Origin of the sequence: Nocardia sp. CA-107356, from assembly GCF_050946365.1 — a bacterium.
In the GTDB taxonomy this organism is placed as follows: Bacteria; Actinomycetota; Actinomycetes; order Mycobacteriales; family Mycobacteriaceae; genus Nocardia.
In genome coordinates, this window is record NZ_CP191992.1 from 4,715,610 (window position 1) to 4,740,736 (window position 25,127).

Below are 25,127 nucleotides of genomic sequence, written 5' to 3' on the forward strand. Positions count from 1 at the left end.
AGGGGCGTGCTCAGCGATCTCCAGATCCAGCTGATCACCGCCGCCATCCCGCGACGGTTCAACCGCGACTGCCGGGCGCGGGTGGGGTATCTCGGTGTTTGACGGCGTGCTGGTCGACGTCACGACAGATTGAGCGCGTTCGCCGCTATGCGGCGGGCTTGACAACCAACCCGTACATTGGATGGCAGATGGAGACGAAATCTTGAGTAGCGCAACGAATCTCGCGAATCCGCGGAAGCCGTTCGGTGATCCGGGCCGGTCCACCGGCGCTGCCATGCCGACAGTGGTCGCTCTGGCAGTCACTCCGTTGGGTGTCGGGCTGGTGTATGCGACTTTTTCTGTGCAGGAACCTCGCGATCTCGGGGCGGATCAACGAGGGTTCACATTCGGCTACGAAGTCCTCAACGACGCAACTTCGCAGACGAGCCTCACTGTCGAGCTCGACGGCCGGATTACCGAGTGCAACCGCCATGCCGAGGTGATCACTGGCCACGATCTGGCAGGTGCCCTCAAGCCGCTGTGCTCGACGGTCCAAGGTCAAGTCGAGTTGGTGAGCTTGGACAAATATGCACTGTTGTGGGCGCATCGTCGTGAGCAGCGCACGAAAGACGACGTCTCCGCTCGGATGGTGGACACGGCGGCCGATCTGGATATCTCGGCGTCGGATCTGCGCACTACCTGCACGGCAGCGAAGCTGTCGAGCTGGTATCTGGAACCGAACCGCGATAGCTGGCGAGGGCCGATCACTGCAGCCTTGGCGTCGGCGCTGCTCACGGCCCGGTCGATGGGTGGGTGCTCCTGGCAAAGGCTCGACCTGGATCCGCTGGTTACCGAGTCGGAACGCGAGCAGCGATAGGCGCAGGATCACGCCCTTTCAGCTCTGGACTCCCAGCACCGCGCTGCCCTCTCATAACCAGCAGAAATTATCCGTCATAGATGAGCGCTCCTGCACAAGCTGCATCGCACGCGCACGCAGCAGCGATCTGACCCGTTCAGCGCCAGCTGGGCGTGGGCGCCGGAGAAGACTTCCCTTGCCCTGAAACAGAAAGGCGTCCCGTGACCTACCGTCCGCGGCGGGAGTTCATATTTGTCAGCGATGCAGGGATGCCGTTGCCTCGAGTCGCCGAGTTGATCGCAGAGCTGACCAGCCAGTACGGCGGTGACTACGTCCTGGTGCTCTCTCATGCGGTCGACTCCGCCAGCCGCAACGATCAATCTAGTTACAAGACCGGAGTGAACACGGCAATCAGCGTGCTGACCGACAGGGCCTGTGACAAGGAGACAGCCAGGGACATTGCTATCGATCACTTGGGGCTATTCCTGGCCGCGTTCCGCGCCGACCTCCAACGCGACGAGAGGAACGACGCCGCGCCAGATTTTCCATCGCGGGAGGGCTCGTGATCGACCCGTACATCCGATCTGCGGCGCCTCGTATAGCGGTCGTATGTGCTTACTCGGCCTGGCGGCAGTATGGGACAGTTCTGGTGATGATCGTTCAAGGGAACCTCGGTGGGCCTGCAGCAAGGACAGAAGCAACATAGTCCTCGGTGTCGTGGGCCTCCCACGGCTCGGTCAATGCGGGATTTTCGGGTGGTTCGGTGATTGAGGACGTACCGAATCGGGCGGTGAGCCAGCAGATCCACGCCTTTCGCTGCTGGTGATGACGTGCGATGCGCTCGGTGCGCGCGTGGTGGAGTCCGTGGGCGCGCGCGATGTCGTCCAGGCTGGTTGGGCCGGGGCCGATGGTGCCGCGGGAGTGGGTGATGAGTCCGGCGGTGGCGAGGCTAGCGATGGTGTTGTAGCCAGTGCTGCGGCTCATGCGGGCGGCGGCGAGCGCATCGGCGGGCTTGGTGAGGCCTTGATGCACGACTACCTCATAGAGGCGCCGGTGGTGGATCCCCAGGATGCTCCATGCCGAGTGCACAGGTTCGACCCGCGCAAGTGTGGTTTGGGTGAGGCTCGGCTGGGGGCGGCGGCCGTCAACCCGGGCCGTGACCAGGGCATAGCGGTCGGCGAGCAGGCCCGCGCCGCGACGAACGCGGAGCAGGGGAGCGCCAGGCACGTCACGGAGATCCCGGAGGACCTGCCATACCGTGGTTTCGGGCATGGACCCAGCCATGAGCGACAGCGATCGACCGCCGAGTTCGACTGCTGGTACGCCAGCGACGATCTCGCCACCGACAACGGAGGCGTGCGCGAGGGCTTGCAGGACGGCTAGGACGTTGGCTCGTCGAGGGGAACCAGGCCACTGAGCATCGACCCATGCGATCGCGGTTGCGAGCCATCGGGTTTGGGTTTTCGCGTGAACGTGATGGTCCCCCCGCCACCCCCCTGTGTGCTCTGACCTCTTGTGCTCGAGTGGCAGGAATTCGGGGGCGTTCGCAGATGCCCAGCGGCAGGCGCTGTCCCAGTCGCGGCGTATTGCGGCAGCGGCGCCGTGCCCGTAGCGGGTGTAGGCCTCGGCCAAGCCGATCCACGTCCCGCCGGCAGCGGGAAACTGTGCCTGGACATCGGTCAGGGACATCCCTTGCAGTACTGCTGCGGTGAGCACAGATTGGCGCGCGGCGGAGCGGTCGAGACGACCGTTTCGCGCGCGCCACCGCCGATCCGGGGGCGCGACACCGCGCAGGGCGAACGCGGTCACAGTGGGGGGCATCGGGGTGTGACGGCGGTATTCGGTGCGTAGTCGCGCATCATCGCCGGTGCCTTCCCACAGTCGCGCGGTCTCGCTTGCGCGCGTGCGAGACACGTTCGGCGCGCTCGTCTGCACCGCGCGCGATGTGCATGTTGCGCGCGCACTAGCGATAGCGTGTGCGCGACCGACTTTCGGTGTGATGCGTGCTCCGCCGAGAAGTTCGACCAGACGGCCGACGAAGCCCGGCTCGGAGCGCACAACGAGGGCATCGGTGGCATCGTCGAGAGTGTCGTCGAGCTGCCGGTAGCCGCCTTCCTTGCATCGTGATCCGGGTGGGGTGAGTGCTCCGGTGACGTCGTTGCACATCGGGGTGATGTCAAGGGTTGTCAGACACTCCGCCAGGAGGCGCACAATCGGCTCCACCTCGGCCTTGGTCAGGACGCTGCTGATCGGCAGCGGGACGATAACGTGGCGGCCGCCGCTGGTGGAGCGGTCGCTGATCGCGCGCCCGCCGCATTCGCCGATCCAGGCCATGCATTGGCGCACATCCCGCTCGACCGCGTCGCGGCCGTGGTGGCGAGCGTCGAAATCCAGCCCCAAGAGCCGGGTTCGCCGATGCTGATACAGCGGCAGGGCCACCGGCTGCGCGGGCAGGCGTTTGGTCAGCGCGCGGGACCGGTCGCTGTAGCGGTCCCGCGCCGGATCCCACGGTCGCATCGACCGCCTCGCGGCCAGCAGCGGCGCCAACCGCGCGAACGTAGCCCGCGCGACCGCTTCCGCGGGCAAAACATCAGCGGGAAAAGATGATTCGGGTAGCGGGGATAGCCGGTCGGTGAGCACGCCACAACCGCTGCGGTTGTCTCCAACCGAGCTTGATGGCATGCGCACGCATGAGCTACCCTTAGACCTGGTTAGCACTAGCAGCCTTCGGGTTGTCCGGCCCTCAGTTCCAGCTGGGGGCCATTTGTTTTGTTATGTCTTGTGCCTCAACGTGTTCGAAGCAGCAAGGGATTACTCCGGCTTTGCGATCCTCGGGTTGCTACCTCCTTCTCAGTTGATGGCCCGGAATTGCACGATGTTTGGCGGCCTTCATGTTCGGTTGACCGACGAGGTTGGGCACACTGTGCGAAAGTCTGATGGACTAGCCATGGTTCAGGCGATTCGTGTGGGTGGCAGTGCCCACCAGGACGGGGTTTCTAGACCCATTGATTTCGCGCACAGGACGTGGAGGTCGATCGTGGATCGATAGACCGATGCGGCAGTGAGGCGTCTCATCTCGATCGCAATCGCATTGGCGTTCCAGCCTGCTTGTGCCGGAGTACGCGACGAAATGACCTTCGGGAACCCTCGCACTCTGCTGCTCGATCATCTTGATCGCGATGAGCTCACGCGAAAACCCATTGTCGGGCAAGCAATTGCGGCGAATCTATGACCGTGAGAACGCGACAGATCATCGTCGGTGCGGACCAGCTCCACAAACGTATCCTCAGCACATCGGGGACAAATCGCGGACGCTAGATGTGCAATACGTCATCCATGTAAACTGCATGGAGGTACGTCGAATCAGCACATACGACACACAGCTACCGCAGATGAATCGCAGAATCCCTGTCCGCGTCCAACGCTAGGCATCGAAGCTGCACATTCGCGCTGAGTGCCCAGCCGGACCAGGCCGAGCTGCCCTGATTATGCGCCAACGACCCCGCAATGGCAAAGCGAATCGCGCCGTGTAGCGCGAAAGTCGAACGAAGCCAGCCCGATTCGCCTCGAATGCCGTCATCACCCGCAGTCGGATGACGTGGCCTGGCTGAGACCGGGCCTGGCGAGATCAACATCACCACATGCGCAACGTTTGATCCACCCGCGTGCTGGCTTGACGCACAATCAGTCATGGTCCCAATGGCCACGCCATTCCCCGAGGGCAGGAGCGGCGCAACACGCAAGCAAGCCCGCCCCTGGCGAGGTGCCGAGCTCCGAAGCCCCTGGCGTGGGTGACCGGGGGTATCGGCTTGCGGGATCGTCCACTATCCCAAGCAAGGAATTGCCGGTGACTACTCGTGTCCGCAGCAGCGCGTCGGGCGGAAGGGGGTGCCGCATCAGCGCCATCGGGCGAAACTAACTGTGCGCAATGGCCAGAGCGTCCAACAGGTTCTTGTTCAGTTGTCCTGGGGCGACCGGCCGGGCGTAGTCAAGCCGCCTCGGAGACGAGTTCGACCGTGGTGTCCGCCTTGCGGTATGGAGCCGGTTCGACAAGAGATGGGTCGCCGATCATGGTGGCGTATTCGCTGGACGCGAATGCATGGAGACCGACAATGGAGGCGATCATCAGTGGCGGGATGCCATAGAAGATCAGCGTCCAGATGTCGCTCACGCAAATGTGCGGGCCCACGTTGAGGGTCACAGTCAAGAGCACCAGCGCGGCTTCGATTGGGAGGATCTTCTTCTTAGCGATCACATGGCCTCGGCGCGATGCTCGGGTCGCCAGACGCATGATCACGATGAGGGGCAGCGTCAGTATCGGCTCGACGCCGAACGCAAGCCACCAAAGTGGTTCGGTCAACGGGACACCGACCATCATGCTGTGTTGCACGTTCACCGCACCCCAGGCGACGCAGGCCCAGAGAAGCCGAGTAAGTATGCGGCCGTCAGTCTGTAGGCCCTGAAACAGTTGGCCGAGTTGGGCGGCGGGGCTGGTAAAGAGGCGATGCTCCGCGACCGCGTCCGCATGGGCTTCTGCAGCGGCGAACTCCTGCCGCCGCCGTCGCTCGTGATGGTGGTGGGCGTCCTTCGCTGCATTGAGGCGTGCTGCTCGCTTCAGCGCTCGGATCTCCTCCTCGATAGCGCGATCGGCGAGTAGGCCGTCGTTCGAGAGCGCTTCGACGAAGGCCTGGTCTACCTGCTCGGCAACTCGCTGCTGTGCGCGCTGCTGCTGTTGGGAGTAGTTGAAGTCGTGGTTGAACGGGTCAGTGACCGGGGTTCGGCCCTGCGGGCGCAGGCGTGTGACAATGCTCATGTCGGGAAGGTTCCTTCTTCCTGGCGGCCCCTTGGCGGGCGGGCTAGGTCCGCTGAGGGGCAATTTTTGTGGCCGCTCTAAGGATGGGCTAGATCCGTCGAGAGGCTGGAGGTCGCGTCCAGTTGATCACCTGATGTCAGACAGCATCAACCAGGAGGTTTCGGGTCACCGTAGTGAATCGCCAGGTCGGGTGGATGCCACGCGGTTGCCGAAAGTGTCTGCGGGCGGCAGATTTCCGCCACTGTCGAGGCTGGGATGCGGCAGGGAAGCGGGGGTTGGGGAATGAGATTCCCCCAGATTTCCCCCAGACTGCGGTTTCGGCCCAGATCTGGGTAGGACCGGCGCGGTGATGCGGGACAAAGAAAAAGGGTCCTTGACCTGGTTTCCCAGGTCAAGGACCCTTTTCTTCGTCTCAACCACGAGTCGGGGTGACAGGATTTGAACCTGCGACCTCTTCGTCCCGAACGAAGTCGCTGCCGAAAACAGTCGCCAACATCACCGATCCGCAATCGCGGATCATGCCGACCCGAAAAGGGTTCCTGCCGGGCTACAACGCCCAACTCGCGGTGACCGGCGATCAACTCATCATCGCTGTTCACCTGGGCCAGTCGACCAACGATCAAGCCTGCTTCCTGTCGATGATGCACGCCGCACATGCCACTGCCGCGCGGATCCATGCTGTTACCGGCAACACCCACCAGCGCGGACCAGCGCACGTGCTGCGGTCGCGTTCACCCGAGGGTGTCGAGCAGGAGGTCTGGGGCCACCTGCTGGTCCATTACGCCATCCGCACCCTGATGCAGGACACCGCCGACGCCGCGAGCATCGGGCGTCGCCGGACGTGGTGTGCGAGCTGCTGCGAGCCGAAGGGTTCAGTCTGCAGGCCAACGCGAAGACGATCGAGGGCGCATGCCACGAAGACCGCGACGCCCGTTCCGTTATCTCAACGACCGGGTCAAAGACCATCAAGACAGTGCGGATCCGGTGGTGAGTGTGGACACCAAGAAGAAGGGACTGGTGGGCCGCTACGGCAATGGCGGGCGCGAGTGGCGGGCCAAGGGCGAGCCCGAGCCGGTCAACACCCACGATTTCCCGGACGCCGAGCTGGGCCAGGCGATCCTCTACGGTGGCTACGACCTGACCGCGAACACCGGCTGGGGCAATGTCGACTCGACCGCGAACGCGCCGCTGGTGGCACGGCCGGGGCCGGATCGACTACCCGGACAGTCGACGGGTGCTGGTCACCGCCGACGCCGGCGGCTCCAACAGTTACAGCACCCGCGCCTGGAAAACCGAGCTGGCCGGGTTTGCCGCCGAGACCGGGCTGGCGGTCACGGTCTGCCACTTCCCGCCGGGCACGCAATGCCGTTGCTTGATCTGTCATACCTACTGAGCAGTTACGGGGTGTAACGCAATGACTTTGCCGGCGGTTCTGCGGGTTGTCTTGCGTGCTTGGCCTTTCTGGCGGAAGGAGTACTTCGAGTCCGGCCGCTTGAGTAACCGGTCGGACTCGCGCAGACGCCGTTGTCCGCTGTCGAGTTTGCGTCGTACCTTCGACGCCAGCGTGCTCATGAACAGCCTGATCTTCCTGGCCGTGGTCGCGGTCTGCCCGATCACACTGCGGCGCACGTGCTTGAGCACCTTGAGGAACGAGATACGGTCGGGATCGAGTTTCTCTCCTTCGGCCAGCTCCATGATGATCCGGGTCAGGCAATGATGGACGATCAGATGTGCCCACACCTCCTGGTACACCAGGTCCGGATCGGCCGACCGCAGGACTTGCTGCGGACCGCGTTGGAAGGTCTTGATTTCACGGTACGAAGACTCCGCTTCCCATCTCTCGTGGTAGAGCCACGCCAACTCGGCCGCGGGGTAGGCGTCGGGGTCGAGCAGGTCGGTCAGCAGCCGGATCACCTCGCCTGCGCCGACTCGGTACTCCACCACCCGCAGCACGACATGCCCCGGTGCCGCTCGCTTCTGCCCGGCCAGGTTCATCCGGGCCAGGTAAGTCCCGTCCGGCAGGTACTCGATGGGCCGGGCGGCCACGCACGAGCGCGCCCGGATCAACAGGTGAGCCCCGGCCTCGGTATAGGCCCGCCACAGCGCAACCCCGGGGAATCCCCGATCCATGATCACCAGCATCCCGGCGGCCGAGGCAGCGAGCCTGATCGCCAATTCGGGTTCGCCACAACGGAATCCGCCCACTGCGGCATCGATCTGAGCATGCGTCCCGGTCTCTGTCAGCGTCACTACCCTCGCCTGAGGGAACCCCGCCGGCTGTCCCTTGCCGTCTTTCGAGCCACCGAGCTGGCGTCGATTCGCTTCGGTTTCCGGTGCATCCAGCAAGAACCCGTCCACCGCGGCGATACGCATCCCGCGAAAGAAGGAGCCCTCCAACCGTGTCGGGGCCAGCGGCCCGGCCAGCATGCGAAATACCGTCTCCAGGACCCGCGGCCCCAAGCGCTGACGGGCCCGGGCGAACGAGGACTTGTTCGGAATGTCGTTACCCAGCCCCGCGATACCGCCCACCATGTGCTCGGCCACATCGTCATAGGAGTCCTGCTGGAACAAGGCCAAAGCAAGCACGAAATAGACCATAAACCCGGCCGGCAGCGCACTGGGCCTGGCGTCCCCGACGCCGCACTCGGCCAGCGCCTCTGCGATCAACTCAGGAGTTACCCACCGGGTCACCGCCCCCAACCGCACGTGATCCGACAACCCGGTCCAAGGATGCATGACCGATACAAGATCACACCACCAACATGCCACCACGACCGCGACGAACCACTTGTGGTGTCAAGCAACGGCATTGGCCGGGCACGTCCAAGTGGAACAAAGTCGAGCACCGCTTGTTCTCCCACATCACAACGAACTGGCGCGGCAGGCCGCTGACCAGCCACGAAGTAGTCGTCAACACCATCGTGGCCACCACCACCCGCACCGGGTTGACGGTGCACGCCGAACTCGACCCCGGTCTCTACCCGACCGAGGTCAAGATCACCGACGAGCAACTCGCCACCGTCCCCATCGCCCGCCACGACTGGCACGGCGACTGGAGCTATACCATCGGCCACGAACCCGCCCGGCCCGCCGACCCGCCCAACCACGCTCGGATTCCCGCCTGACCCGACACCGCCTGGCTGCGGTCTCCGCAATTGACCGGACTGACTGCGACCGCGTGCGACGCGCCGATCGAGAAGCTGACCGTTACCCGCCACGCCCAACGCGAACTGCAACTCCACGGCCGACGTGGCGGCACCCGCACAGTCGCACCCGGTACCGGCCGCAAACCCGCAGTCACGCTCGACGACCGCGTCGCCATCACCCTGCTACACCTGCGGTTCGCCACCCGACAGCGCGCCATCGCCACCCTCTTCGGCATCAACCAACAGACCATCAGCAACATCGTCCGCCAGACACGACCGCTGCTCGTCTTGGCCGGACACACCGTCAGCCCCACCGGAACCACCCTCGCCGACGCCGACGCGGTCACCCAATACCACTCCACCACAACAACATTCAGCTAAATTACGTGTTGTTTCGCGACGGTTCCTAATCACTGGTATTGCGCCTAGACGGGTAATTCCAAGGGGTTTGGCGGGTGCGGGGCATGCGGGCGTCGGGGTTCGCTGATGGTCGCGCCTTCGGCCTCGTACCGACGTCGAAACGTGTAGAGCGCTGTAGCCGGGAACGGTCGCCGGTTGCGCGTAGTCGTCATCCTGGGCTGGTGCGTTGTCGTCGGCCGCCGACCCGGGTCGGGTGTTTCATGAGGGATCGAGTACCGACGGGGTGTGATTGGCCATGGGCTGGGCAACAAGAGCGAAACTCGGTCCGAGCCAGGTGTGCGAGACGCTATTACACCAGCCTGGAGTGCTGTTCGAGGGAGCGGACTTGAGAGCGTCCAGTGGGGCCAACAGGTCCCGCATATGGCTTCGAACGATGAATGCTACGTCAGACGCAGACGCTCCGAGTCCGGTGTACCGATCGACCGGAACAATCGCAAAGTACTCGAGGTGGGATGTCTCCGGTTCATCCCACGCACACTTCACGAAGACGCTGTTATCCAGGATTGCGATGTCGATCAGCCGGAATCGCCGCCATGCTTCGGCCTTGTAGTAGGGGCGCCCCGGAACCGAACCCGGTTCAGCACCTGGAGTATAGGGGCTCCAGCCACTCATGTCGGAGGCGTCCCCGCCAGCAAGGCGGTGACCGCCTGGCTCGCCGCCAACGCCCACCGCATCGAGCTGCACCTGATGCCCGGCTACAGCCCCGAATTCAACCCTGACGAGATCCTCAATGCCGACATCAAACGGCACCTTCACTCCGCCCGCGCCCGCTCCACCGACAACCTCGCCCGCCGAGACACGCCGGTTCCTGCACCGCCGCCAACAGCAACCCCACATCGTCCGCAGCTACTCTCACGCTCCCCACGTCCGCTACACGACAATAGAGGAAACCTAATAGTTTCGGCTCAATAAGACCCGAGTTGACCTGCCTCCCAATGCCATAAACTACGCGGCATTGCCTGCTCAACACCGAAGTTATCAACCGGCACGGCCCATTAAAGACGCATTCGAACTGCTGGGCAAGTGGCCGACCAAAGCTGGCTAGACACGCCGGTGCCGTTAGCCGGGTCCGTCGAAATCGGACGACGAAAGAGACCCGTTAATCCGGTGTGACTGCTTTGTGACTACAGGCTCCACCTTTGTGCCATGACCACGTCGTGGGGATACAGCCTATCGTCAGTCTTCGGATTGAGAGGAGGCGTTGTGGTGAAGATAGGCGCAGGTGCGGATCGGTGGCCCGGCCTGACGGACGGTGGTCGAGGATGCATAGCCGTGGAGTCCATACGACTTCTTGGGCACGCCAATGGAATGCAGCCAAGCCAACGGCTGAGAACACGAATTCTCCCGCCTTGCACCCGCGGCATTAGGCGCGTTGCCTGATCCCGGAGACTCCCTCAGCAGCGGAGAGGTGCCCACGGTTGCGTTAATCCCCTGTCTCGATCGATCGGGCGGCAAGAGTGGCACAGATACTGCGACGACACACCTCCGGGGCGATGGACTGAGACTAGGTCGCGTCGCGCCCGGCAAACGTGCCGGACACGGTTAGCGCTGCCAGTAGCAACCGATTGCATTGAATCGCGCGTCGGAGATCATCAAACGGCAAAAGGTGCCGGAGCTCCCACTACGACTCAACCAGGAACCATTCCTTTGGCAGAAGATTTTCTTTCTGACAAAACGTGCCCTTGTTTCGGAGGCATTGATGTCACTTGAACCCACCGAATTGCAGGCTGAGGCCGGAGCTAGTTTCGGCACGGTACTCACCATGGCGTCCCGATGGCGCCAGTTAGTCGTGGAAGGAACAACTGTGCATCGTGTAGAGCCGTTGCCGTCGGCGGAGGTGCTGTTGTGCGCTATCCGGGGTCATTACCTCGATGATCACCCGTTGGCGCGGTGGGCGAGCCTACTGGCGGGCTTGCATCGGATTCTTGGCGACACCCTAGACGCCGGTATGGGCCGCGAAAATTGGTGTAGTGAGCGGGGCTATCTCGTCCACGCTATCGACCTGTGGGTCGAGCGGCACGTACCGCAGCACCGCCGTGGCGGCGCCCTGCACACGGAGACGCTCGGCACCGTAATCGACCGGATTGCCGCCGCCCAGGTGCGGGCGGAGTCGCTACTGATGAACGTGGCGACCGCAGCCGATCCGAGTGTGCACGCTGCTTGGCACCGTCTGGCCGAGTTGGTCGATGCATACGGTGATCTGGCGGCCGAGGTGATTACGGGTTCACGACGGTTGCCCGCGCCCGCGGGAGATGACTGGTGACCGCAGTGGATGCTGCTTTCGGATTCGGGCGCGGCATCTAGTATTGCCGGTTCGGCACTTGCCAAGGTGGAGACGGAGGTCGCGCTCGCGCAGCTGGTGCCGCGCATGTCGGCATGGATGCTGGCGACCGAGCCAGAGTACGCTCCCGACCTGGTCTTCCACGGCCTGTTGGCGCTCGACGTCGTCAGGACCGGCTGACTAGCGTCAATGCCACATTCAGACGGCCGCGCGTCGGGTCGCGCAGCACATCCGACCCATCCACGGCGTGCTGCACGATGTAGGCCTTCCGTGTGCCGACGAAACGTTCGGGCCGCTGCGATGCGGCGTCAACAACGCGAAGACGACGATGTCCCCGACTTCCACCTCGACGGGCACCACGGTTCCAGTGTCTCCCAGTCGACACCGCAATCCAACGGTGCCTGACAGTGCCGGGCTACCGACGCTGTCAGGCCAAATTGCCACGGACGCAACCCAAATCGGCCAACAACTGGCATCACCGGCAAATCACAGCTCACCACATCCCTGTTCGACACCCAGCTACCTAGCCTCGGCCAATCACGCCGAGTGAGTTGCTGATAGCCCAGGAATGGCGAGAGGTGCTCTGAACTGCGATGATTCGACTTGTCTAAGGTTGAATCGGCAGTATCGAGGAGCACCCTTCTGGTGAGGCAGTCTACGTTGTGGTATCCGTCGCCGAAAGTTGGCAGGGATGGTTCGGGTGTGGTGGCACAATCCGGGGCGGTCGCGCTGCTGCGTACTGCCGTGAAAGTGGGGCTGGATCTGGCGTTGTCCCAGGTGCTGGCATCGTGGCGTAAGCCCCCCGCAGTGCATGATCTGGGGAAGGTTCTGCTGGATCTGGCCGTGATGATCGCTGTCGGCGGCGACTGCGCCGCCGATCTGGCGTTGCTGCGCGGCGAGCCGGGAGTGTTCGGTCGCGTAGCGTCGGACGCGACAGTGTCGCGGTTGATCGCGATACTGGCTGCCGACGCACCGAAAGCATTGCCGGTCATCGCTTCTGCCCGCGCCATCGCCCGGGCGGCGGCTTGGCGGGTCGCCGGTGATCAGGCGCCCGATCACGCGATCACCGCCGAGAACCTGCTGACCATCGATCTGGACGCCACCCTGCTCGATGCGCATTCCGAAAAAGAATGTGCCGCGACCTTGAGGCGCTGGCGTAGGGATGCGTCGGATGCGTGTTGCCGGTCGGGAACTTGTCGATCGGGTGATGCTGGATTTCGGCGGTCTCGGAGACGTTCTATCTCGGCGCGCAGATCGGGCTGGCTGTAGAGCCAGGAGCGGGACACCTTGGCTTCGCGAGCGAGGGCGTCGAACGAGATCGATTGTCCGGCATTGTCCATCCGGCGCAGAGCGGCGGCGGCGCGGCGGCGCGTAGCGGTTGTCCGGCGCCGAGCTGCTGCGATGATGTGGTGGGAGTTGTCAGCCCGCATGCGCGGTCTCCTCGCCGCTCGAGATTGTCTTTTCGACCTCGCCGATCATCCGGACCAGGTTGGTCAGGACCTGCCGGTTCATCTCGACCATGCGGTCCTGCCCGTAGCGTTCGGACACATCGATGAGCGTGAGAGTGCGCTGCTGCTGTTCGCGCAGTTCCGGCAGGAACTCTGGGCCGGTGAGGAAGACTGGGCAGGTCAGGCAGGCGTTGGCGTGTGGGCAGGTTCGTTGCCGGGGCAGCCCGCAGTACCCGTTGGGGAGGGTTTGGGTGGCCATGCCGTAGCGAGTTTTGGCCCATTGTGCTTGTGCCAGTGGACCTTCCGGGTCGATCGAGACCCTTTCACCTTTGATGTTGACCTTGGTCGCAGCCTCCCAGCGGCGGCGGACGGTTTGGTCGGTGAGTCGGGCGTAATGGGCGGTCATCTGGGTCGATTCGTGATCGAGAAGGACCCGGATGACCTCTTGGGGAACGTCCCGGTTGATCAAGCGGCAGGCGAAGGTGTGGCTTGTGCCCGCAGAAGCCGTGTGCAGTCGAGTCCGTGTTGTATTGGAGCTGCGACGATCCCGGGCGCAAACTTCGCGATGCGGATCGTCGCCCGTGTGGCGATAATCCAGCCGGTGATGTGATCGACGTCACTGTCGTTGGTGTCAGCATGGTCCGATGATCTTCTGTCGCGCTGATGGGAGGAGGCTGATGTTCGTGCCTGGGTCGGCGGTGGTGCGGAGTCGCTGGATTTCGTCGTGTTGGGCGGCGAGCCGCGCGAGGGCTTGGCTGCGGAAGTCGGAGAGTTCTTGGATGGTCGAGTTCGCTTGAGCCAAACTGTTTTTGAGTTTGTCGATCTCGGATTTCAGCCGGTCGATCTGGGCGGTTTTCGGGTCGGGGTTGTGTCCTGTGGCTTGTAGTTGCTGGATGCGGTGTTCGAACTCCTCACGGAGGTGTGCATAGGGGCGGGTGCCGTAGAAGGCGGTGCGGTCGACGTTCGCTTCGCGGGCGAGGGTCTTGATATCGCAGTTCCCGCCGGGTGGGATCTCGCCGCGCAGTAGCCGGTCCATCGCGGCGCGGATCCGGTTCTCGTTCTGAACGCGTTGGGCTGCACTGATTTTCATGACTGTCTCTCGGTTGTGGCGGTGTCGATGCTGGCGATGACGCGCAGGGCGCGGTCGTGGTCGGTTTGCAGGCGTGCGCGTTCGGTGGTGCGGGTCTTGCCGAGCTGGCCGAGGAAGGTTTTGGTGGTTTCGGCGTGCTGGGCCCAGACGGGCCGGTGGATCTGATGGTGGGTGGCCTGCGGGCAGCGGGCCGAGTCACACATCCCGATCAGCGGTCGGTCCGCGGTCGGGGTGCCGGCCAGTTTCAAGCAGAGCGCGCGGGAGGGGTCGGTGAACCAGCAGTAGTTCGCTGGGCCGATGTGCAGGGTCTTGGCGCGTTTGGACAGCAGGTTGAGAATGTCGCGGTCGTTGCGCTGGATCTTCGGCGCCGCAACCGATTCCGTGTCCAGGTCGGTGTCGATGCTGGCGAAGAAGTCGATTAGGCTGCGCGCGCCGGGTCCGGCAGGCAGAATGCCGTTGCGGTAGTTGCGGAACTCGGTGAGCACCAGCTCCAGATTCCGCTCGGCCTCGTGCTTGTTGACCTCGGCCAAAAGCTCGGCTTGCGCTCCTCCCGGCCGTGCCGCGTAGCCCTCGGTGGTGGCGACGACGCAGTGCTTCATATGGACTTTCGTGGCCAGAACTCCGCCAGGACGATAGGCCATCTCCAGCGCCAGGGTTCTTCGTAGCATCCTCAGTGCCACCGGTCCCTTCGGGATCGCAGCGAGCCCGAGGCGTGCTCCGGCCGGGGAGTTCACCCAATTTCGGAACCAGATGTAGCGGACCCGGAAAGCGAACCGGGACAACAGCAATGCTCTCTCGCTGGGCTCCTCGTGGAGTCGTTCGAGGAGCTCGGTTGCGCGGTAGGCAGGTTCGATGACGATCCACTGGTCATCGACACCACCGAGGGGTTGCCCTTTGATGAGCTTGCTGGCCAGGCGGAATCGCTTCAAGCCGGGAATCGGTTCCTCGACCGGTAGCCGACACCCGACCCGCAGTTCCATCAACTCGCAGGCCCTCATCCCCGAGCAGGCGGCCAGGGTGATGATCGCCGCCGTGCGCACGATCCCGACCAGGCCCGCTGCTTCGGATCTGTGCAGCGGAAGACTCCAGGGCCGGATGCTGCCATCTGTGGTGGGTGCGTCGGATGCGTTGCGGGCGAACATCTTCTCGACCCCGACAGCGGCGACGGTCTCGATGAGTTCGGGGCGCAGCCGCTGCAACCAGTGCGGCAGCAACTGCCTGTAGCCGGCCTGCCGGGCCAAGGTGCCGAAGGAGACCCGAAACAGCGGGTCCTCGATCGACCACCCGGCCGTGATCCTGCGGTCGGCGAAGTGATCCTCGATCTGCGGTAATGGGGTTCCGCTGGCCGCGTAGTCGGCCAGCAGCGCGGAGATGTCGTCGACCGCTGTTGGTGCGGTGGCCCGCAACCCGGGTGCATTGGCGGAACAGGTTCGGTTGTTCTCGCGGATCTCCTGGTTGAGTTCGATCGCATGGGGGCCGATGGTCTCCGTCAGGTGCAGTGCCGCTGTCAGCATCGGCTGCAGCACCTCGTTCGGGACCGGCTGAGTCTTGTTCATCCCTGTGCCGGAAGACATTTCAGCAACTGCGTTCGCTGTGGCGCCGCCCCAGGGCCGCAGATCGGGTCGAACCCGGTCGGCGGTGAACAACTCCTGGTAGTCGACCAGATTGACGACGATCAGCGCCGCGGCGCGAACATTGGAACTCTGCTCGCCGACCACCGTGCCATCCTCATCGGTGGCGTAGCGGCGAAACGCCAAGTAAGCCTCGCAGGCGTGGTCGTCCAATTCGGTCAGAGAGGCTGCCGCCCGGGCGGTGAGCCACGCGAACAACCGGGCCGCTTCTTCCAGCCGAGCTGAGCAGCTTCGCAGATGCAAGGGGATCCGGTGAGCCCTCGGTAGCGGTGCCACCGCCGGATGACGCGGAACGAGCAAGGCGAAAATGAGTTCCTTGGCGACCAGACGCCAGCGTGGGTCGCTGATCGGCGTGAAGTCGAGACGCCGGTCGGCGGGCGGCATGTCGACCGGTAGTCCGATGACATGGGTGAAGTCCCACAGGTCTTCATCGAACAACGGTCGGCGGGTGCCCTCGGGCAAAACCAGTCCGGCGTTCTCACAGATGTCGATGCCGGTGAATGGTGACTGCGACCCGAATCCGATCGCAGAAGCGGCTGAGGCGATCATGCGGTGAGTTCCTCTGGGCGCAAAGGAATTTCGTCGTCGATGTCGGCGACGTGGACAGATGCTGAGGCCAGCTCGGCGGGATCGAAGCGTTGCAGGATCTCATCGATGCGGGCGGCATAGGGTCCGAAGACGGCCATGAAGTGGGCGGCAGGCATCTGCTGCCACTGACGGGAGAAGAACGCCTTGAGCCGCAACAGGTTCACCGCATGTCTCGGGGCGACCACCGCTAGCTACTTGCCCCTGAAAAAGTAAGGGCGGCTGAGCGGTGCTGATTTCGTGGAATCCGCTGCGGCAGTGGATGTTTCGCTGTGACAATGGCATCGGTGTCGTTCTAGGTGGAGGTAGCGGTCGATGTTGCGGGTCGCGGATCAGCAGATCTCGTTGTGGGATGTGGTGTTGCCGCCGGAGATGATGCGTCTTCCCGACGAGCTGGCTCGCATCGACGCCTATCTCGACGATGAACGGTTTGTCATATCGTGGCGCGGCATGTTCGACACCCGGCTGGGGCGGCCTTCGGTGCCGGTCGACACTTTGCTGCGACTGCTGTATTTGAAGCACCGCTACCAGTTTGGATACGAGACGCTGTGCCGGGAGGTGGCCGACTCGATCACCTGGCGCCGGTTCTGCCGGATCCCGCTGGAGGCCCGTGTGCCGCATCCGACGACACTGGTCAAGCTGGTCGGCAGGGCCGGACCGGAGGTGTTCGACCAGCTCAACCGCGAGCTGGTGGGCAAACTGGCTGCCGACCGGCTGCTGCGCGCGGGCAAGTTGCGCATCGATTCCACCGTTGTGGAGGCCGATATCGACCATCCGACCGACGCTGATCTGCTCGACCACGGCATCCGCAAGCTGGGCAGGCTGGTGCGGCGGATCAAGGCGACCGGCGCGGCATCGCGGACCGCGTTCCGCGACCGCAGCCGCGCCGCCGGGCGGAGGATTAAGCAGATCAGCCGCACGCTGCGGCGCCGCACCGGCCAGGCATTGGGCGAGATCGACCGGCTCACCAGCGAAATCGCCGACATCGCAACCCACACGGTGACCGAGGTGGACGCTGTGACACGTAACGCCCGCCGGATGCTGGCCCGCCGCCCCTCCAGACGGCTGTACCGGCTGGTCACCGACCTGGAGAACACCATCGCCGGCACCCGGCGCCTGCTCGATCAGACCGCACAACGACTGGCCGGCAACCGCATCATCCCCGACCGGATGGTGTCGCTGGCCGACCCGGACGCGCGCCCGATCCGCAAAGGCAAACCGCAACACCCGACCCAGTTCGGCTACACCACCCTGCTCGTCGAAGACGATCGCGGCTTCATTCCGTTCCATCAGGTCAACAAGGGCAATCCCAGCGACGCCCGGCAGTTGATTCCCGCCGTCGAGAACGTCATCACCGCCTCCGGTCGCACTCCGGCCACCGTCGTCGCCGACCGCGGCTTCGGCACGGCCGCCAACGACAAAGCCCTGGCTGAACTCGGTGTCCGGCACATCGGCCTGCAACGCAACGGCACCCTCTCCAAGACCCGCCGCGAACACGAACGCACCCGCTCCTTCCGACGAATGCGCAACTGGCGCATCGGCGTCGAGGCCCGCATCAGCCACCTCAAACGAGGATTCGGGCTGCGCCGCACCCGCATGCGCCGCCACGAGGGAGCCCGCACCTGGATCGGGTTGGGCATCTTCGCCTACAACCTCCAGCGGATGACCGTGATCAGCCGGTGAGCACCAAGACGGCAGAACACCAGCGGAGATAAATTGGCCAGCAAGCCAACCCGATCGGCCGCCGTCCCACGATCGCCTTCAGACAGGCTTTTTCAGGGGCAAGTAGCTAGCGGGCAGAGCAAGCAAACCCACGGCCGAGCCGGACACGGCTTGCCGACCGGACCGTGCAGGCCCGCCAGCTGGTCGGCGCATGCTGCGGTGAACACGTCACGGGATCCGCCGACCAGCTCGTCGATCACGCTGCTGTCGAGATTCATCGCAGTCACCAGCTGGGGGTATTCACGAGCGATCGCGGCAGTGTCCTGCTCGGTGAGCACCGTGGGCGGGTGGGCGCGGCGCAGCAGATCGTGCTGAGCGTCTTCGATGATGGTGTCGACGGAGTGACGCTGGCCCGGTGTTGTCGCCGTCAGGTAGTGGTCACCCTCGACCGCAGTGGTGTGGTTCGGGTCGATCGTTGCCCGCGTATTGCCGGTCCATGCGTTCTTGCTGCGCATCGCGTAGTGGGTGGTTCGGATGCGTCCCCGGTGAATCTTCAGCGGTTTTCCGTCCGGTCAAGCCGCAGCGCAGAGCCCAGCGTTTGATCGAGTTGCGGTGGAGCTCGCCGACGATGAGGCTATCGCCGGGACGGCTCAGCCCCAACCACAACCGGTCGCGCAGCGCGGGATGGACATGGCTGCGCAACAACGCAGAGTGGGCCAGCCACTGTTCGAGCAGTCGGACCGCGGGTCGCGGCAGGTTCAAGCTCTCGGCGGCGGTGCGTCGCTTGATGTAGGACAACAAGACGGTGGCGTCGCCACTCCAGTCGATATCGCCGACCTGCAGGTCGGCGATGCCGTCGGGAACGATGCCGGAGTAGACGCCGAACAACAATCGATGGGCGATCATGACGTCCAAATGCGGGAACACATCCTGCTGCGCTTGTATGCAGTGGTCAGCGCCGCCGCGGTAGCGGAAAGCCGCGTAGGTCAACCCGAGCTCATCGACGATCCCCAACGTTCCGACCGGGCCCAATCGAGCCAGCAGCCAGCAGAAATTCCCCAGCGTCCATCCACCCTGATCCGGGTGACGTCCGTGCCGGATGGCTTCGAGTGCGCGCCGGTGAGCGGCGTAGGAGTCATCGACCTGCTGGCGACAGTGATCGGTCAACCGCTGCCACTCGATCTCCGGATAAGGCGGCAGCGGCCGACGGAAGGGCTGGATATTGAAGTTCCGGCCCGCCGCCAGCGGCAGCACTCCCTCACCCAGAACCCCACCGGCCCGGGCGTAACCCTTCACCAATCCCCGCGTGGCGGCCTCCAACCGGAACGAGCCCGCCATCCAGAACTGTGCCAACTGCCCGCGTCGTAAATCACCGGCGCTGCCGGTAAATCCCAGCTCGGCAAGCTTGCGGACCATCGCCCGCAGTGCAACCGCATAAGCGTCGACTGTTCCTGCCGAATCGGCGCTGCCGTGCGGATGGATCAACTCGATCAGCCCGACAACCAGATCCCGCGCCAACTGCGGATTCGGCAACCCCGCGAAGTCGAATTCGGCTCGGCTGCCGTCGCTGAACACACAGCTGAGCCCGAACGGATCGTCGATCACTTTGGCTGGCATCACAGCTCCTCGTTGGTGTCGTCGCCGAATTCGGCGTCGGCTTCCCGCTGGGCTGCGGTATCGTCGGTGAGTCCTGCTGCGGTTCCGGCTGTTTCGTAGGCTTGCCGGTAAATGCGTGTCGTATCAAGGCGTTTCAGGTACTTCTCGGTTGTCAGCACCGAGGAGTGGCCGAGCAGGTCCCGCAACACCAGCAGCGGGTCGGCCTTGGTCAGGTAGAACACCAGCGCCGCGTCGGAGTCGGTGTCGCGCACCAGTTTCGCCGCCTGCCGGTAGTAACCGGTCACCAGATACTCCAAGGTTTGCATAGAAAACGAATGCCGTAGCCGGTGCGGGTGGACGTGCGGGAACCGCGGTTCGAACCGGGCCCGGATCCGATCGGCGGTGCGCTCGAAAACCGTCGCCCACGCCGTGAACGGGCCACCGTCACCTTTGACTGCCAGCAGACACGACCCGCCCTCGGGTGCCACCAACCTCCGCCGCTCCGCTGGGGTCAGCGACGCCCAGGAGCGGCGGACGCCGTTGATCCGGCCACCACGTCCATCCGGGTCGGTGACGTGCAAGGGTTCGCCCCAGCGACGCGGAGGCCGCCAGACCGAGCCGTCGGTCACGGCGGCGCGGTCGAGTTGCAGGTAGTTGTGCAGCCCGGCCAGGGCGTCGAAGGAGATCCAGGTGGTGCGGAACTTGCGGCCCTTGGTGATTCCGCCCGGCACCGGGAACGGGATCGGGACCACCGTCGGTGCCGGTGGCAGCGCCGGTATCTCCCAGGGCAGCAGGTGGGTGAACTCACCCAGTCGCAGCCCGGTCGCCAGCGCGAGATCACCGACCGCGGCGTTGCGGGTCATCTCCCGCCCCGAATACCCGGTGTCACGGGTGCCGTCAGGAGCCAAGCCGCGCAACCCTTTTCGCAGCAGGTCGGTGAATTCCGGCTCGAGGTATTTGACCGTGACGTGAGGTTTCGGTGTGCGACGCACCGCCAGGTTCACCCTCACCTCGCGACCGGTGCCAGCGAACACCGCCCGCGCAGTGCGGTAAGTGAACGGCTCCGCGGCCGCGTAGCCCTCCTCCATCGCCCACCGGTAGAACAGCGACAGAATGCTCATGTGCTGGCCCCACGTGGTCGCCGCGAACCTTTCCCGCACCGGCCCCGCGGCGCGATGCTCGGCGTAGCGACTCAGCCCGGCCTTGAGCCGGTCGCGCGAATCAAACAGTGCCACACCATGTTCAGCGAGGAACTCGGTCCATTCCTTGACCGCTCGCGCGTAGTTCTCCCACGAACTCGGCGCCGGCGCCCCGCTCACCGGAAGCAACCGCAACCACAGGTTGATCACCGACGCTGGGCGCGGCGCGGCCGGACCGTCCTCGAACAACAGGTCCTCATCGACGAGAAACGCCATACCCACCGGCCGGTGCTCGACATCCCAGGACTGCCAGCCCGCCGAGGTGAAGTAACTCAAGATCATGAGCGGCCACGCTAGGAACAGCACACGATCCGACGCAACGCCCAAACCCGCTGGTCCGCTACCACTTCCAGGCTAATGCAACACGGGAACTAAGCAGGGACAATATGGCGCCACTGGTGGGGCGTGAGGTGCGCGGGATGACCATACTCGTCGTGAACCTCGCAAGTGGTTAACCAGGAGTTGAGCATGCCCCGATAGCTGTAGTAGGTGATCGGGTTCTGACCGCCGAGGTTGCGGGTGGAGGCAGGAAACAAGTGCGGGTGAGGTTCGGGCCAACGGGCCGAAACCCGTTGCTGCTGGGCGTGGATTTCGCGTTCGAGTTCTTCGTCGATCGGGACGGCGGCCTCGCGGCGCATCTTGTTGTTGAAGTAGCGCAGGTAGGCGGCTTTGTGCCCATCATGGAGCAGGCAGTCGAAGGGCAATGTGCAGGCGTCGGTGGCGCGCAGCCCGCACTGGATCAAGATGATCGTGATCAGTCGGCCCTCGGGGTTGGGCCACCGGTCGAGGTTGGCCGCTGCCTCGACCTGAGCCATGATGTGCTCGGCAAGGTGACGCGCGAGCCTGGGTGGGCGAGCGGGGATGTCGCCGGGGAAGAACACCGCGGTGGTCGGCAGGCTGTGGTCCCAGTCGTGTTGCCGGATCGCCTGGAAGAAGACTCCGGGTGCGGTGAGGGCGTCCTCCTTCGCGCCGCGGCCGATGGGCTGGGTGGCCAGCCATGCCAGGTAGCGTTCGAGCAGAGATCGGTCAATGTCACTGAGCGCGTGAGCTTTTGGTTCGGACTCGGTGAGAAAGGTGCTGAACCGGGTCAGGCCCAGCACGTCGTTGCAGACGGTGCTCGGGCTCAGTCCCGAGCTGAGTCGTAGCCGAGCCCATCGTTTGGCCAGTGCTCTGAGCCACGGCTGAGGCAGTCGGTCGAACCGCAGGTGCATGCGGGCGTGTGGGGCCTTGCCGGGACTTCGGGTCAGGCCGGGCAGCTGATGCAGGCGCCAGATGTCACGCGGATACTCCACATCCCATCCAGTGCCGATATCGAGGGTGTCGACGGCGTCGCGCGCGAAAATCAGGAACCGTTGGTAGGTACCCTCTTTCGGTCCTGCCAGCTCACGCCATTGCTGAGCGGTGAGATCGAGCAACGAGGTCACTCCGGTGTCTTTGGCCATGCGGATAGTCCAGGCGATGATCGGTGGCGCGGCGGTGATCGTGGCCTGGTCGTGGCGGCACTGGACCGCGTACTGCAATTCAAGTGTGAGCTGGGGCGTCAACCCACGGAAGTCGATGCGCGCCGTGCCACGCCGCCGGCAGTGCGCAAGGTATTCCGCGCTGTCGGGACGACCCAGTTGAGTCCACCGTGTCGTGTGGGCCTTGCATCAACAGCCCCGACAACTCGACACCATGGCGGGCATGGAACCCGCAGAACGACGTCAACGCCGACAGCTTTCGATTCACGCTGGCCGCCGAGCAGTACGGCTCCACCGTCGGCAGCACCACCACCAGGCCTCGCGGGCCTGCGGGCGGCATCCGCAGCCACGCGACAAACCCGGACACACCCTCCAACCGCGCCGCCCGCCAGTCGACACCGTGCCGCTCCAGATAGGTCAGCCAGTCCTTCAGATCGTGGGCATACGCCTTGATCGTGTTCGGCGACTTCTCGATCGACGCCAGATACGACAGGAACCGCTCGATCGGCTCCACCGGCATCTGGTCATCACCGAGCACCGTCCACGACTCGAACCCTGTACCCGGCATCAGCACGCGCTGCACACGCACCTCTACCTCCCGTTCCGTGATGGATAACGGAAGGTAATCCCGTCCACGACGCCACGCCGAGGGCTTCTCGTGCGCATCAAACACGTTGTGGACGGACGCGATTCAGCTAGAGATAACGTTCAAGAGTTTCGATGCGAATCGGATCTGGGTCACGATCGTCGCGCTGGCACTGGACCTGACCGCTGGGCTGCAGACCATCAGCCTGCACGGCTACCCAGCACAGCGCTGGGAACCGAAAACCCTTCGCCTGCAACTATTCTCGATTCCCGCCCGGATCTTCTGCCACGCCCGTCGCATCCACCTGCGTCTTTCCCGGCATCACCACGGCACCGGACTGCTGATGATCGCACTGGACCGGCTGCAACCCGACTGACCAGCACAAACCACTCCTGCAAGCATCGCAAGGGCTCCCATCCGGACCCGTGGAACCCGGCAGCCACCCGCTGACCGGGCTTTCCTGTGTTGCCCACCAACCACTGATCAGCCGCCGGAAACCAATCCGAACCCGATCAGGCCAGGCCGCCAGCCCGGCGAAAGATCGAGGCTGGGGCCAATACCAGTGACTTGAGGATCTGGCGAGCTGTCTTTCGTTCGTTTTGGCTGGGTAGTTGTTGCGGTGCGCCAGTGCGGGGCGATGGTTTCGGCTTCGGCTGGATTCGGTTGTGGTGGAACGGGTTTGCGGTGTTCATCGCGTTTGACCTTGAAGCCAGACATTTTGCGTTTGACGACGCGGGGGTTGACGCGTCCGCGGCGGGCCGGCAGCAGGTGGCCGGCGATCTCGCGCAGTCTCTCGGCCAACGCCCGGGCCAGGTGGTAACGGGGAAACCCGCCTGCGCGGTCACCTGCCGGCGCGCGAGGCGGATGCTGCGGGTGAACGATAACCGGTCGGCGTCGATGCTCGCGGCGTCGGCATCAGGGTGCGGATGGCGTAATGGACCAGCAGGTGGCCCCAGACCTCCTGCTCGACACCCTCGGGTGAACGCGACCGCAGCACCTGCGCGGGTCCGCGCTGGTGGGTCTTGAGTTCATCGAGCGCGGTTTCGATCTCCCACCGCTCGTGATGCAATGCCGCAGATCAGTCGCCGGGGCGGCGTCGGGATCGAGGATCGTGGTGATCAACCGGTAGGGGGCCTCTTGGACGGGGAAGCCGGGACCGTCAAGGGTGTACTCGATGACCCGCACGATCGTTGGATCGAGGCGTTTGCGGTGGTCTTTCGCCTCGACAATTTCCGACAGGTAGGAGCCGTCTGCCAGTTCCTGACGGACCGGCAGGATCAGGTGAAGATCTGATGCGCCACAACAGATCCGCGCCACCGGCGCACGCTGCCCGCCACAGCTGCACATCGGTGAAGCCTCGGTCGGCCAGCAGCAGATCCCCACACCCAGATGCCCGAACAGTTGCCTGGCCAGGACCGGTTCAGCCGTTTTGAACGGCCCCAGAGCGGCGGCGGTGATCGCATGAGTGCCGCACTCTGCCAGCGCCACCATCCGCACCTGCGGATACGCGCACCGCTCGGTGCGATGGGTCTTCGGGCGCCCGAAGTACTCGGCGTTCTCAGTACTGTCGGGGACGTCGAACACGGTGCCGTCCACCGCGACCAGGCGCCATCCCCGATACCGGGCACCGGGTGTCGACTCCGTGGCCAACGGCCGCGCGACCTCGGCGAACAACGCCTTCAGCGGCGCGGGCCCCAGCTTCACCCGGGCCCGTGAGATGGCCGCGCTCGTCGGCACCTGCCACGAACCCGACCAGCGTTTGGCCCACACACGCGCCGCTGCATCGTCCGGACGGGACGTTGGAACGACAGGACATGGAACCCCACAGGGGTCAGCGGTTTCACCGATTCCGGCGAATCTATTCATGCACTTCGCATTCGACGCGTGGATGGTCCCAACATCCCGGTCGCGCCCATCAGCCTGATCAGCCATGCCGCGCACACGCCGCGCCGGCCGCGGCAGCGGTGTATTCAGTGCCGCGATCGCAGCCAGGATCGCATGGCGAACGCGGCCACCGCGCACGAACCCCGCCCCGTCTACCGCATGCACGACCAACTCGGCGTGCATGTGATCGGCGATGGCCCAGCACTCGACGGGAGTGCTCGTCGGTGGGACGGGACGAGTTCGTCGTTGTCAACTGCGGCAACGAGTTCAGCCGTCGTTTCCGTAGGCGTGGCGGTGGCAGCACGCGTGCTCGAACGTCGACCACAGCGCCTCGGAAGCGGCGTTGTGTCTCTCTCCGTGAATGCCCATGGTGCGGGAGCGAAATTGTGAATGGATCGATCGCGTTGGTGTCGTTTCAGTTCTCAGCTCAAGGTTACCCATCATGGCGACAACGTCTCGTGACGATAATACGCCTCGTCGGCGATAGTCCT

Annotated in this window: 25 protein-coding genes, 1 tRNA gene and 4 pseudogenes; 12 read left to right on the forward strand and 18 right to left on the reverse strand. The window is 64.3% G+C overall.

Annotated elements, in window-relative coordinates; all coding sequences use genetic code 11:
- Positions 1–202: 202 nt before the first annotated feature.
- A complete protein-coding gene (locus ACQP1G_RS21150; RefSeq protein ID WP_433207049.1) occupies positions 203–856 on the forward strand; it encodes a hypothetical protein in 654 nt (217 codons plus the stop codon).
- A gap of 200 nt (positions 857–1,056) precedes the next feature.
- Entirely contained in the window at positions 1,057–1,401 is a 345-nt protein-coding gene (locus ACQP1G_RS21155) for a hypothetical protein (protein WP_433207052.1), read from the forward strand.
- Positions 1,402–1,495: 94 nt separating this feature from the next.
- Here the strand turns inward: ACQP1G_RS21155 and ACQP1G_RS21160 are convergent, their stop codons facing one another.
- The 3 genes from ACQP1G_RS21160 to ACQP1G_RS21170 form a co-directional block, all read right to left on the reverse strand.
- Positions 1,496–3,421: a hypothetical protein gene (locus tag ACQP1G_RS21160; RefSeq protein ID WP_433207055.1), complete on the reverse strand. Its 1,926-nt coding sequence runs from the start codon at positions 3,419–3,421 to the stop codon at positions 1,496–1,498.
- Between the two features lie 1,402 nt (positions 3,422–4,823).
- Complete coding sequence (locus ACQP1G_RS21165; RefSeq protein WP_433207058.1) at positions 4,824–5,648, reverse strand: hypothetical protein; 825 nt, start codon at positions 5,646–5,648, stop codon at positions 4,824–4,826.
- 423 nt (positions 5,649–6,071) lie between these two features.
- A tRNA-Pro gene (locus ACQP1G_RS21170) sits at positions 6,072–6,149 on the reverse strand.
- A 191-nt stretch (positions 6,150–6,340) separates the two neighbouring features.
- On the opposite strand from ACQP1G_RS21170, the pseudogene ACQP1G_RS21175 reads away from it, so the two are divergent.
- Together ACQP1G_RS21175 and ACQP1G_RS21180 are read left to right on the forward strand one after the other, a co-directional pair.
- A pseudogene (locus ACQP1G_RS21175) lies at positions 6,341–6,469 on the forward strand (IS4 family transposase); the annotation flags it as partial.
- A pseudogene (locus tag ACQP1G_RS21180) lies at positions 6,409–7,008 on the forward strand (ISAzo13 family transposase); the annotation flags it as partial. The pseudogenes ACQP1G_RS21175 and ACQP1G_RS21180, both read left to right, overlap by 61 nt.
- Before the next feature lie 26 nt (positions 7,009–7,034).
- On the opposite strand, the gene ACQP1G_RS21185 reads toward ACQP1G_RS21180, so the two are convergent.
- Positions 7,035–8,384 carry an IS4 family transposase gene (locus ACQP1G_RS21185; RefSeq protein ID WP_433192182.1) on the reverse strand — a complete coding sequence of 450 codons (1,350 nt, stop codon included), beginning with the start codon at positions 8,382–8,384 and terminating at the stop codon, positions 7,035–7,037.
- A gap of 77 nt (positions 8,385–8,461) precedes the next feature.
- Here ACQP1G_RS21185 and ACQP1G_RS21190 point away from each other — a divergent pair.
- Positions 8,462–8,716 (forward strand): annotated as a pseudogene (locus ACQP1G_RS21190) (ISAzo13-like element transposase-related protein); the annotation flags it as partial.
- Positions 8,717–8,803: 87 nt separating this feature from the next.
- Positions 8,804–9,175: a transposase family protein gene (locus ACQP1G_RS21195; RefSeq protein ID WP_433207061.1), complete on the forward strand. Its 372-nt coding sequence runs from the start codon at positions 8,804–8,806 to the stop codon at positions 9,173–9,175.
- A gap of 237 nt (positions 9,176–9,412) precedes the next feature.
- Here the strand turns inward: ACQP1G_RS21195 and ACQP1G_RS21200 are convergent, their stop codons facing one another.
- A complete protein-coding gene (locus ACQP1G_RS21200; RefSeq protein ID WP_433209617.1) occupies positions 9,413–9,964 on the reverse strand; it encodes a hypothetical protein in 552 nt (183 codons plus the stop codon).
- Between ACQP1G_RS21200 and ACQP1G_RS21205 the strand changes: the two genes are divergently transcribed.
- The 3 genes from ACQP1G_RS21205 (at position 9,902) to ACQP1G_RS21215 (ending at position 11,675) form a co-directional block, all read left to right on the forward strand.
- The gene (locus tag ACQP1G_RS21205; protein ID WP_433208693.1) at positions 9,902–10,126 is read left to right on the forward strand and encodes a hypothetical protein; all 225 of its coding nucleotides are present in this window, start codon (positions 9,902–9,904) and stop codon (positions 10,124–10,126) included. The genes ACQP1G_RS21200 and ACQP1G_RS21205 overlap by 63 nt on opposite strands.
- Before the next feature lie 658 nt (positions 10,127–10,784).
- On the forward strand, positions 10,785–11,477 hold the full coding sequence (locus tag ACQP1G_RS21210; RefSeq protein ID WP_433207064.1) for a DUF4254 domain-containing protein: 693 nt from the start codon (positions 10,785–10,787) through the stop codon (positions 11,475–11,477).
- Between the two features lie 9 nt (positions 11,478–11,486).
- Complete coding sequence (locus ACQP1G_RS21215; protein ID WP_433207067.1) at positions 11,487–11,675, forward strand: hypothetical protein; 189 nt, start codon at positions 11,487–11,489, stop codon at positions 11,673–11,675.
- 18 nt (positions 11,676–11,693) lie between these two features.
- On the opposite strand, the gene ACQP1G_RS21220 is transcribed toward ACQP1G_RS21215, so the two are convergent.
- The gene (locus ACQP1G_RS21220; RefSeq protein ID WP_433207070.1) at positions 11,694–11,939 is read right to left on the reverse strand and encodes a phytanoyl-CoA dioxygenase family protein; all 246 of its coding nucleotides are present in this window, start codon (positions 11,937–11,939) and stop codon (positions 11,694–11,696) included.
- 201 nt (positions 11,940–12,140) lie between these two features.
- Here ACQP1G_RS21220 and ACQP1G_RS21225 point away from each other — a divergent pair.
- Positions 12,141–12,635, forward strand: a pseudogene (locus tag ACQP1G_RS21225) (transposase); the annotation flags it as partial.
- Here the strand turns inward: ACQP1G_RS21225 and ACQP1G_RS21230 are convergent.
- Genes ACQP1G_RS21230 through ACQP1G_RS21250 form a run of 5 tightly spaced genes read right to left on the reverse strand, consistent with a single transcriptional unit; the run spans position 12,551 to position 16,437 of the window.
- A complete protein-coding gene (locus tag ACQP1G_RS21230) occupies positions 12,551–12,925 on the reverse strand; it encodes a DUF6262 family protein (RefSeq protein ID WP_433207073.1) in 375 nt (124 codons plus the stop codon). The pseudogene ACQP1G_RS21225 and the gene ACQP1G_RS21230 overlap by 85 nt on opposite strands.
- Positions 12,915–13,541: a tyrosine-type recombinase/integrase gene (locus ACQP1G_RS21235; RefSeq protein ID WP_433208696.1), complete on the reverse strand. Its 627-nt coding sequence runs from the start codon at positions 13,539–13,541 to the stop codon at positions 12,915–12,917. Before ACQP1G_RS21235 ends, ACQP1G_RS21230 begins: the two co-directional genes overlap by 11 nt.
- Before the next feature lie 33 nt (positions 13,542–13,574).
- On the reverse strand, positions 13,575–14,033 hold the full coding sequence (locus ACQP1G_RS21240) for a hypothetical protein (RefSeq protein WP_433207075.1): 459 nt from the start codon (positions 14,031–14,033) through the stop codon (positions 13,575–13,577).
- A complete protein-coding gene (locus tag ACQP1G_RS21245) occupies positions 14,030–16,213 on the reverse strand; it encodes a site-specific integrase (RefSeq protein ID WP_433207078.1) in 2,184 nt (727 codons plus the stop codon). Before ACQP1G_RS21245 ends, ACQP1G_RS21240 begins: the two co-directional genes overlap by 4 nt.
- Positions 16,210–16,437: a hypothetical protein gene (locus tag ACQP1G_RS21250; protein WP_433207080.1), complete on the reverse strand. Its 228-nt coding sequence runs from the start codon at positions 16,435–16,437 to the stop codon at positions 16,210–16,212. The genes ACQP1G_RS21245 and ACQP1G_RS21250 overlap by 4 nt, the downstream gene beginning before the upstream one ends.
- Before the next feature lie 127 nt (positions 16,438–16,564).
- On the opposite strand from ACQP1G_RS21250, the gene ACQP1G_RS21255 reads away from it, so the two are divergent.
- The gene (locus ACQP1G_RS21255) at positions 16,565–17,932 is read left to right on the forward strand and encodes an ISNCY family transposase (protein WP_433207083.1); all 1,368 of its coding nucleotides are present in this window, start codon (positions 16,565–16,567) and stop codon (positions 17,930–17,932) included.
- A 92-nt stretch (positions 17,933–18,024) separates the two neighbouring features.
- Here the strand turns inward: ACQP1G_RS21255 and ACQP1G_RS21260 are convergent, their stop codons facing one another.
- From ACQP1G_RS21260 to ACQP1G_RS21280, 5 genes are all read right to left on the reverse strand, one after another.
- Positions 18,025–18,426, reverse strand: a complete 402-nt coding sequence (locus ACQP1G_RS21260) for a hypothetical protein (RefSeq protein WP_433207086.1) — start codon at positions 18,424–18,426, stop codon at positions 18,025–18,027.
- Positions 18,350–19,528, reverse strand: a complete 1,179-nt coding sequence (locus ACQP1G_RS21265) for a hypothetical protein (protein ID WP_433207089.1) — start codon at positions 19,526–19,528, stop codon at positions 18,350–18,352. Before ACQP1G_RS21265 ends, ACQP1G_RS21260 begins: the two co-directional genes overlap by 77 nt.
- Positions 19,528–20,988 (reverse strand): tyrosine-type recombinase/integrase, encoded by a 1,461-nt coding sequence (locus ACQP1G_RS21270; RefSeq protein WP_433207091.1) that lies wholly within the window; start codon positions 20,986–20,988, stop codon positions 19,528–19,530. The genes ACQP1G_RS21265 and ACQP1G_RS21270 overlap by 1 nt, the downstream gene beginning before the upstream one ends.
- A gap of 89 nt (positions 20,989–21,077) precedes the next feature.
- The gene (locus ACQP1G_RS21275) at positions 21,078–22,226 is read right to left on the reverse strand and encodes a tyrosine-type recombinase/integrase (RefSeq protein WP_433207094.1); all 1,149 of its coding nucleotides are present in this window, start codon (positions 22,224–22,226) and stop codon (positions 21,078–21,080) included.
- Between the two features lies 1 nt (position 22,227).
- A complete protein-coding gene (locus ACQP1G_RS21280; protein ID WP_433207097.1) occupies positions 22,228–22,755 on the reverse strand; it encodes a site-specific integrase in 528 nt (175 codons plus the stop codon).
- Positions 22,756–22,840: 85 nt separating this feature from the next.
- Here ACQP1G_RS21280 and ACQP1G_RS21285 point away from each other — a divergent pair, with 85 nt between their 5' ends.
- Complete coding sequence (locus ACQP1G_RS21285; RefSeq protein WP_433207100.1) at positions 22,841–23,128, forward strand: transposase; 288 nt, start codon at positions 22,841–22,843, stop codon at positions 23,126–23,128.
- Positions 23,129–23,235: 107 nt separating this feature from the next.
- Here ACQP1G_RS21285 and ACQP1G_RS21290 read toward each other — a convergent pair whose 3' ends face one another.
- Positions 23,236–23,553 (reverse strand): hypothetical protein, encoded by a 318-nt coding sequence (locus ACQP1G_RS21290; RefSeq protein WP_433207103.1) that lies wholly within the window; start codon positions 23,551–23,553, stop codon positions 23,236–23,238.
- Between the two features lie 114 nt (positions 23,554–23,667).
- Positions 23,668–24,489: a hypothetical protein gene (locus ACQP1G_RS21295; protein ID WP_433207106.1), complete on the reverse strand. Its 822-nt coding sequence runs from the start codon at positions 24,487–24,489 to the stop codon at positions 23,668–23,670.
- Between the last annotated feature and the right edge of the window lie 638 nt (positions 24,490–25,127).

Bases quoted from the DNA above. Each gene is read 5' to 3' on its own strand.
- ACQP1G_RS21215 (WP_433207067.1), top strand. From the start codon at position 11,487: ATGCTGCTTTCGGATTCGGGCGCGGCATCTAGTATTGCCGGTTCGGCA.
- ACQP1G_RS21245 (WP_433207078.1), bottom strand. From the start codon at position 16,213: ATGATCGCCTCAGCCGCTTCTGCGATCGGATTCGGGTCGCAGTCACCA.
- ACQP1G_RS21240 (WP_433207075.1), bottom strand. From the start codon at position 14,033: ATGAAAATCAGTGCAGCCCAACGCGTTCAGAACGAGAACCGGATCCGC.
- ACQP1G_RS21265 (WP_433207089.1), bottom strand. From the start codon at position 19,528: ATGCCAGCCAAAGTGATCGACGATCCGTTCGGGCTCAGCTGTGTGTTC.
- ACQP1G_RS21185 (WP_433192182.1), bottom strand. From the start codon at position 8,384: ATGCATCCTTGGACCGGGTTGTCGGATCACGTGCGGTTGGGGGCGGTG.
- ACQP1G_RS21270 (WP_433207091.1), bottom strand. From the start codon at position 20,988: ATGATCTTGAGTTACTTCACCTCGGCGGGCTGGCAGTCCTGGGATGTC.
- ACQP1G_RS21165 (WP_433207058.1), bottom strand. From the start codon at position 5,648: ATGAGCATTGTCACACGCCTGCGCCCGCAGGGCCGAACCCCGGTCACT.
- ACQP1G_RS21205 (WP_433208693.1), top strand. From the start codon at position 9,902: ATGCCCGGCTACAGCCCCGAATTCAACCCTGACGAGATCCTCAATGCC.
- ACQP1G_RS21255 (WP_433207083.1), top strand. From the start codon at position 16,565: ATGTTGCGGGTCGCGGATCAGCAGATCTCGTTGTGGGATGTGGTGTTG.
- ACQP1G_RS21260 (WP_433207086.1), bottom strand. From the start codon at position 18,426: ATGCGCAGCAAGAACGCATGGACCGGCAATACGCGGGCAACGATCGAC.
- ACQP1G_RS21230 (WP_433207073.1), bottom strand. From the start codon at position 12,925: ATGCGGGCTGACAACTCCCACCACATCATCGCAGCAGCTCGGCGCCGG.